The following is a 7866-nucleotide window of genomic DNA, read 5'->3' as shown; positions in this document are numbered from 1 at the left end:
GGCGGGGCGGTACGGGGTGACGGGGTCCGGCCGCCTCAGTTGGCGAAGACCGTGACGCCGTCCTCGGTGGCGTGCTTCGGCTCCAGCTCCGCCGCCTCGTGGGTCAGCGCCGAGCGCCGTACCCAGATGACGATCGCGCCGATGACCGCGGCGACCGCGGCGATCACGAACGGGATGTGGATGTTGCTCCACTCCTCGATCTTCGGGGCCAGGAAGGGCGCAGCGGCCGCGGCGAACCAGCGGACGAAGTTGTAACCGGCGCTGGCCACCGGGCGCGGTGCGTCGGACACCCCGAGTGCCAGCTCCGTGTAGACGGTGTTGTTCATGCCGATGAAGGCGCCGGAGACGATCGTGCAGACGATGGCCGTGGTGTGGTTGCCGTAGCCGAGGATCACCAGGTCGGCGGCGAGCAGCACCAGCGAGGCACCGACCACCTTGAGCGAGCCGAAGCGCTTCTGCAGCCTCGGTGCGACGAGCACCGAGAAGACCGCGAGCAGCAGGCCCCAGGCGAAGAAGACGGCGCCGGACTTGTACGGCGACATGTTCAGTACGAACGGCGTGAACGCCAGGATCGTGAAGAACGCGTAGTTGTAGAAGAACGCCGAGGTGGCGACGGAGGCGAGCCCGCCGTGGCCGAGCGCCTTGACCGGGTCGAGCAGGGAGGTCTTGCGGGCCGGCCTGGGCTGTTCCTTGAGGAACGCCGTGATGCAGACGAAGCCGATGGCCATCAGCGCGGCCGTGCCGAAGAACGGGTAGCGCCAGCTGGCGTCACCGAGCAGTGCGCCGAGCAGCGGCCCGCAGGCCATGCCGAGGCCGAGCGCCGACTCGTACAGCAGGATCGCCGCCGAGCTGCCGCCCGCCGCCGCACCGACGATCACGGCGAGCGCGGTCGACACGAACAGGGCGTTGCCCAGGCCCCAGCCGGCCCGGAAGCCGACGAGTTCCGCGACGGAGGACGAGGTGCCGGAGAGCGCGGCGAAGACCACGACGAGCGCCAGTCCGGCCAGCAGGGTCTTGCGTCCGCCGATGCGGCTGGAGACGAAACCGGTGACCAGCATCGCGACGGCGGTGATCAGGAAGTACGAGGTGAAGAGCAGGGACACCTGGCTCGGCGTCGCCTCCAGGCCCTTGGCGATGGACGGCAGGATCGGGTCCACCAGGCCGATCCCCATGAACGCGACAACAGAGGCGCCCGCTGTGGCCCAGACGGCCTTCGGCTGGCGCAGGATGCTGACCGTCCCTTGATCGAACGGATCCTCTCCCTGCATGGGTGTACTCACTCTCCACTAGATCGGTGCGTTATGCACAGAATAAGTTAGAGGGGCTAATAAATGCAAGTTACATCTAAATCCCCTGATGGGAGCCACGCTGCGGAAGGGGGATCGTCCTTGACGCGGCGACGGGCGGGGAGGACGGTTGGTTGCTATGAGGGGCGAACCCAGTTGCCCGAAGTGCGGAGGCCGGGTCAAGGCGCCCGGTTTCTTCGACGACACCTGGCAGTGCGATGTGCACGGCAGCGTGCACCCGCTGCAGCCGGTCATCCCGCCCGGCGTGGAGGCGCTCGGTGTGGTGGTGCACCGCGCCCGGGTGCCGGTGTGGATGCCCTGGCCGCTGCCGGTGGGCTGGCTCTTCACCGGTGTGGCGTGCGCGGGAGACGACCGCGGCGGTGGCCGGGCCACCGCCGTCGCCTGTTCCGGACCGGGGCCGCTCGGCGGCATCGGTGAGCTGCTGCTCGTCGCCGAGGAGCTCGGTGTCGGACTCGGTGCGCGGTACGCCGGGATCAACGGCCCCGACCCGGGCCCGTACCTCCGGGTGGACGGGCCGCCGGACGTCAAGGTGCTCGCCGCCGGACGCCCGACCCCGCTCTGGCACGTGAAGGACGCCCCCGACGACCGGGCGGTCTTCGCGGGCGAGGCGTGCGGCATGTGGCTCTGGGCCGTCGTCTGGCCCGAGCAGTCGGGACTCCTGATGTACGACGAGCTGGTGCTGACCGATCTGCGTGACGCCGGGGGAGAGGTCGACCTCGTGCCCTGCGGTGCGCTCACGCCCCGGCTGCTGAGCGGGCCCTGAGCGGGTCCGGAATCCGCGCGTCCGCCGGTTATCCTTGGGCGTCCCCCCATCCGGCCGCGAGCACTGGAGTCCGAGTCGTGCGCATCGACCTGCACACCCACTCCACCGCGTCGGACGGTACGGACACCCCCGCCGAGCTGGTGCGGAACGCCGCCGCCGCGGGTCTGGATGTCGTTGCCCTCACCGACCACGACACGGTCCGCGGGCACGCCGAGGCGCTCGCCGCCCTGCCCGAGGGGCTCACCCTGGTCACCGGCGCGGAGCTGTCCTGCCGGCTCGACGGTGTGGGCCTGCACATGCTGGCGTACCTCTTCGACCCGGACGAGCCCGAGCTGGCGCGCGAGCGCGAGCTGGTGCGCGACGACCGGGTGCCGCGCGCCAGGACCATGGTGCGCAAGCTCCAGGAGCTGGGCGTGCCGGTGGAGTGGGAGCAGGTCGCGCGGATCGCCGGGGACGGATCGGTCGGGCGGCCGCACATCGCCACCGCACTGGTCGAGCTCGGCGTCGTCGAGACCGTGTCCGACGCCTTCGTCCCGCAGTGGCTCGCCGACGGCGGCCGCGCCCACGCGCAGAAGCACGAACTCGATCCGTTCGACGCGATCCGGCTGGTCGAGGCCGCCGGCGGCGTCACCGTCCTCGCCCACCCCGCCGCCGTCAAACGCGGCAATGTGGTCCCCGAGTCCGCGATCGCCGAGCTGGCCGCGGCCGGGCTCGGCGGTGTCGAGGTCGACCACATGGACCACGACGGACCGACCCGGGCCAGGCTGCGCGGGCTCGCCCGCGAGCTGGGGCTGCTCACCACCGGGTCGAGCGACTACCACGGCAGCCGCAAGACCGTACGGCTCGGCGAGAACGCCACCGACCCCGAGATCTACGGCGAGATCACCCGGCGCGCCACAGGGGCCTTCCCGGTGCCGGGAGCCGGCGGACCGCTCGCCCCGTAACGGCCCACGCGCGACACCTTCACCGCCCGGCGCCGCAGCGCGACGCCGCTCGTTCCACCCCCGCGCACCAGCCTGCCGCGGCTGCCGTCAGGACCTTCCGACGGACGCCGGTCCGGCACCTGTCCGGTGCGCTGCCCCAGCCGAATTCCCGCTCTCTCCCCGCAAGGCTCACTGTGTTCGACGTCGCTGTCTTCGGATCCCTTTTTCTCACGCTTTTTGTGATTATGGATCCGCCCGGAATCACCCCGATCTTCCTGGCCCTCACCGCCGGCCGCCCCGCCAAGATGCAGCGCAGAATGGCGCTGCAGGCGGTCTCCGTCGCCTTCGGCGTGATCGCCGTCTTCGGCGTGCTCGGCCAGCAGATCCTGGACTACCTGCATGTCTCCGTACCCGCGCTGATGATCGCGGGCGGGCTGCTCCTACTGCTGATCGCGCTGGACCTGCTGACCGGCAAGACCGACGAGCCGACGCAGACGAAGGACGTCAACGTGGCGCTCGTACCCCTGGGTATGCCGCTGCTCGCCGGTCCCGGCGCGATCGTCTCGGTGATCCTCGCCGTGCAGCACGCCGACAGCGTGGGGAGCCAGGTCTCGGTCTGGACGGCGATCGTCGCCATGCACATCGTGCTCTGGCTGACCATGCGGTACTCGCTGCTGATCATCCGGGTCATCAAGGACGGCGGCGTCGTGCTGGTCACCAGGCTGGCCGGGATGATGCTGTCCGCCATCGCCGTGCAGCAGATCATCAACGGTGTCACCCAGGTCATCCAGAACGCCTGACCCGGCCCCGCACACCACAGCGCCCCCGCACAGTCCATCCGTGCGGGGGCGCTTCGTCTTTATGTCCGTGACGCGTTACGAAGCCGAGGTGTCGGCCGGGCGGATATAGATGCGCTGGCCCACTGCTGCGGCCTGCTGCACGATCCGGTTGACGGAGGCGGCGTCCACGACGGTGCTGTCCACGGCGGTACCGTCGACATCGTCGAGTCGCATGATCTCGAAGCGCATATGGCTTCCCTTCGTCTGATCCTCCTGCTGGAGAACTACTGGGAGGACGGGTGCCCCGTCCGCAAGGATGAGGAGCGCCAGGCTGGTTCGTCTCGCGCCCCACGGGGTGTACAACGACTTGCCCTCTGCAATGATTCCCTACGCTAAGGAAATTTTTTGGATGTCTAAGGACCAGCGGGTAACAGAACATGCGCGGACGACGACATCCGCGACGAGGCCGGTATGAACGAGGCAGAGATCGGCGAGCGCCTGGACCGCACCAACGAGCTGCTCCAGCGCGTGCTCGCCGAGGTGTCGAAGACCCCCTCGACCCACGCGATCTTCGTGGACGCCGGCTATGTGTACGCCGCGGCCGGGCTGCTCGTCACCGGCACCGAGGACCGGCGCTCCTTCGACCTCGACTCGGAGGGGCTGATCGAGGCCTTCATCGACAAGGCCCGCACGATCTTCGCGGACAGCAGACTCCTGCGCGTGTACTGGTACGACGGAGCCAGGCGCCGGATCCACACCGTCGAGCAGCAGTCCATCGCGGAACTCCCCGACGTCAAGGTCAGACTCGGCAACCTCAACGCCAACAACCAGCAGAAGGGCGTCGATTCACTCATCCGCACCGACCTCGAATCGCTCGCCCGCCACCGCGCCATCAGCGACGCCGCACTCGTCGGCGGCGACGAGGACCTGGTGTCGGCCGTCGAGGCCGCGCAGGGGTACGGGGCCCGCGTCCACCTGTGGGGCATCGAGGCCGGAGAAGGCCGCAACCAGGCCGAACCGCTGCTCTGGGAGGTCGACAGCCAGCGCACCTTCGACCTCGACTTCTGCCGCCCCTATGTGACCAGACGCCCCGTCACCACCTACGAGGACGACTCCCCGGCGCCCTCGCGCGAGGACGTCCGCTTCGTCGGTGCGCAGATCGCCGCGACCTGGCTCTCCGCCCGCGGCCGCGACGCCCTGGCCGATCTGCTCCCCGGGCGCCCGTATCTGCCGGGCTCCGTCGACCAGGACCTGCTGGTCGAGGCCGAACGCCTGCTCCAGCACTCGCTGCGCGGCCACGCCCATCTGCGGCGGGCGCTGCGCGACGGCTTCTGGCATCACCTTCAGTCGCAGTACTGACCCTGCCGCCGTCCCGCGGATCGCCGGCGCCGCCCAGGAGGGTGCTACAGGCTGTCCCAGAAGGAGATCAGCGCGGCCGCCGTCGGCTCCGGCCGGTCCGTGTTGGGGGAGTGCTCGGCGCCCTCGATCCGGGTCCGGTGGGCGCCCAGCCGGTGCGCCATCGCGTCGAGCAGGGGAACCGGCCAGACGTCGTCGCGCTCGCCGGAGATCACATGGACCGGCAGCCCGGTGGCGGCGACCTCAGCCACCCGGTCGGGCTCGGTGGCCAGCCTGCGGCCGGTGGCGATCAGCTGGGCGGGCGTGTGGCGCATCCAGCGCCGCCGCAGGTCCTCGCCGCCCGTCTCGGCCTCCGCGGGCGGGTCGAAGGCGCGCATGGCCTCCCAGACCCGCTCCATGCTCATGGTCGCGAGGGCGTCACCGAGGATCTTCAGCCTGACCTTCTGGGACTCGACGACCTCGGCGGGCCCGGAGGACATCAGGGTCAGCGACCGGAACGGCGCCGGGTCGAGGATTGCCGCAGCGCGTGCGATCAGCCCGCCGAGCGAGTGCCCGAGCAGGTGGACCGCGCTGTCCCCCAGGCCGAGTGCGGCCGTCTGCGCGAGTGCGTCAAGCGCCAACTCCTCCTTTTCGTAAGCTTCCTGGCGGTCCGTCCCGTCGGTCTCGTACTGCCCGCGACCGTCGACGGCGACGGCACGGTAACCGGCGTCGGCGAGCGGTTCCAGCAGGGCGATGAAGTCCTCCTTGCTGCCGGTGAAGCCGGGCAGCAGGAGAGCGGTGCCGCGTCGGGCGGTACGCGGTGAGGCGTCCAGCACGGCGAAGTCCCCGCGCGAGGTGTGCAGCGTACGGGCACGGGCGCAAGGGGGCGGAGTGAAGGTGGGTGGCCGGCTCATGGGACGAGGTTAGGGCCTGTCCGGCGGATCACGTCCGGCGGCACGGGGCCGGCCCGTGCCGTGAAACGCCCGACGGGCCCGAGGAAATCCCTCGGGCCCGTCGGGCACACTCGACGCCGGCCGGCCGGGGCGTGGCCCCGCCGCGGACCGGCGCCGGGCTCAGCTCTCGGTCTTGGCGGCAGCCGCTCGCGGCGCCCGTCGCCTGCGCGGCTTGGCCTCGCCCTCGGCGACCGCCACGGCCTCCGTCTTCGGCTTCGCGGCCGCACGGGTGCGACGACGCGGCCTGGTGTCCGTCTCGGGCTCGGCGATCGGCGCGATCTGGAAGTCGACCTCGTCCTCGGCCGGCTTGATCACCCGGGCGCGGCGGCGCGGCTTGGTCACCGTCTTCGCCTCGGGAGCGGGCTCGGCCACGGGGGCGGTCTGGAAGTCGACCTCCTCCGTCACCGGCTTCACGACCCGGGCGCGGCTGCGGCGCGGCTTCGTGGCGGCCACGGCCTCGGCCTCCACCTCGACCGTGACATCCGCCTTGGCCTTGGTCGCCTTGGCGGCCCTGGTCCTGGTCTTCACGGCGGGCTCGGTGTCGATGACGACGACCGGGGCCTCGGCCACGTCCACCGCGGCCTCGGCCGCGATGTCCGGGGCACCGACGCGGCTGCGCCGGCGACGGCGCGGCGTACGCGGCTCCGAGGCGCTCTCGGCGGACCCGGATACCTCGACGGCCTCCGCGGCCGGTGCGGGCACCGTGACGGCGCCCTCTTCGGCGGCCGATCCGCCCCGGGTGCGACGACGCTGACGCGGCGTGCGCGGGGGACGCTCCTCACGGACGGCGGGCGCCGCGGCGGGGGCGGACTTGCGGCCGCGGCCGCCCGTCTCGCCGAGGTCCTCGATCTCCTCGGCCCGCAGACCGGCACGGGTCCGCTCGGTGCGCGGCAGGACACCCTTGGTGCCGGCCGGGATGTCCAGCTCCTCGTACAGGTGCGGGGAGGTGGAGTACGTCTCGGGCGGGTCCGGGAACTTCAGGTCCAGCGCCTTGTTGATCAGCTGCCAGCGCGGGATGTCGTCCCAGTCGACCAGCGTGATCGCGATGCCCTTGGCGCCGGCGCGGCCGGTCCGGCCGATCCGGTGCAGGTAGGTCTTCTCGTCCTCGGGCGACTGGTAGTTGATGACGTGGGTGACACCCTCGACATCGATACCGCGGGCCGCGACGTCCGTGCAGACGAGCACGTCCACCTTGCCGTTGCGGAAGGCGCGCAGCGCCTGCTCGCGGGCGCCCTGGCCGAGGTCGCCGTGGACCGCGCCGGAGGCGAATCCGCGCTTCTCCAGCTGCTCGGCGATGTCGGCCGCGGTGCGCTTGGTGCGGCAGAAGATCATCGCGAGTCCGCGGCCGTTGGCCTGCAGGATGCGCGAGACCATCTCGGGCTTGTCCATCGAGTGGGCGCGGTAGACGTGCTGCGCCGTGTTCTTGACGGTGGTGCCCTCGTCGTCGGGCGAGGTGGCGTTGATGTGGGTCGGCTGCGACATGTAGCGACGCGCCAGACTGATGACCGCACCCGGCATGGTCGCCGAGAACAGCATGGTCTGCCGCTTGGCCGGCAGCATCGTGATGATGCGCTCGACGTCGGGCAGGAAGCCCAGGTCGAGCATCTCGTCGGCCTCGTCCAGGACGAGGACGCGGACGTGCGAGAGGTCGAGCTTGCGCTGGCCCGCCAGGTCGAGCAGTCGGCCCGGGGTGCCGACGACGACGTCGATGCCCTTCTTGAGGGCCTCCACCTGGGGCTCGTACGCCCGGCCGCCGTAGATCGCGAGGACGCGGACGTTACGGACCTTGCCGGCGGTCAGCAGGTC

General features: G+C 71.1%; 8 protein-coding genes. 4 read left to right on the top strand and 4 right to left on the bottom strand.

Annotation, left to right across the window (positions count from 1 at the left end; all coding sequences use genetic code 11):
• Positions 1-35: 35 nt before the first annotated feature.
• The gene (locus J1C73_RS01560; RefSeq protein WP_207314722.1) at positions 36-1268 is read right to left on the bottom strand and encodes an MFS transporter; all 1233 of its coding nucleotides are present in this window, start codon (positions 1266-1268) and stop codon (positions 36-38) included.
• 157 nt (positions 1269-1425) lie between these two features.
• On the opposite strand from J1C73_RS01560, the gene J1C73_RS01555 reads away from it, so the two are divergent.
• The 3 genes from J1C73_RS01555 to J1C73_RS01545 all read left to right on the top strand — a co-directional run bounded on the left by J1C73_RS01555 (position 1426) and on the right by J1C73_RS01545 (position 3793).
• Positions 1426-2070 (top strand): DUF6758 family protein, encoded by a 645-nt coding sequence (locus J1C73_RS01555; RefSeq protein WP_207314721.1) that lies wholly within the window; start codon positions 1426-1428, stop codon positions 2068-2070.
• Positions 2071-2147: 77 nt separating this feature from the next.
• On the top strand, positions 2148-3014 hold the full coding sequence (locus J1C73_RS01550; protein WP_207314720.1) for a PHP domain-containing protein: 867 nt from the start codon (positions 2148-2150) through the stop codon (positions 3012-3014).
• Between the two features lie 173 nt (positions 3015-3187).
• Entirely contained in the window at positions 3188-3793 is a 606-nt protein-coding gene (locus J1C73_RS01545) for a MarC family protein (RefSeq protein WP_123461489.1), read from the top strand.
• Between the two features lie 75 nt (positions 3794-3868).
• On the opposite strand, the gene J1C73_RS01540 is transcribed toward J1C73_RS01545, so the two are convergent.
• Positions 3869-4021 carry a DUF8834 family protein gene (locus tag J1C73_RS01540; protein ID WP_164494399.1) on the bottom strand — a complete coding sequence of 51 codons (153 nt, stop codon included), beginning with the start codon at positions 4019-4021 and terminating at the stop codon, positions 3869-3871.
• 222 nt (positions 4022-4243) lie between these two features.
• Here J1C73_RS01540 and J1C73_RS01535 point away from each other — a divergent pair, with 222 nt between their 5' ends.
• Positions 4244-5131 carry an NYN domain-containing protein gene (locus J1C73_RS01535; RefSeq protein ID WP_207314719.1) on the top strand — a complete coding sequence of 296 codons (888 nt, stop codon included), beginning with the start codon at positions 4244-4246 and terminating at the stop codon, positions 5129-5131.
• A gap of 44 nt (positions 5132-5175) precedes the next feature.
• On the opposite strand, the gene J1C73_RS01530 is transcribed toward J1C73_RS01535, so the two are convergent.
• Positions 5176-6021, bottom strand: coding sequence for an alpha/beta fold hydrolase (locus tag J1C73_RS01530; protein WP_207314718.1), 846 nt, complete (start codon positions 6019-6021; stop codon positions 5176-5178).
• Between the two features lie 159 nt (positions 6022-6180).
• A partial coding sequence (locus tag J1C73_RS01525; protein ID WP_207314717.1) for a DEAD/DEAH box helicase occupies positions 6181-7866 on the bottom strand: 1686 nt, incomplete at its 5' end.

The sequence above is a fragment of the Streptomyces laculatispora genome, assembly GCF_017353455.1.
GTDB lineage: Bacteria > Actinomycetota > Actinomycetes > Streptomycetales > Streptomycetaceae > Streptomyces > Streptomyces laculatispora.
This window is presented reverse-complemented; position numbering and strand designations above follow the sequence as displayed.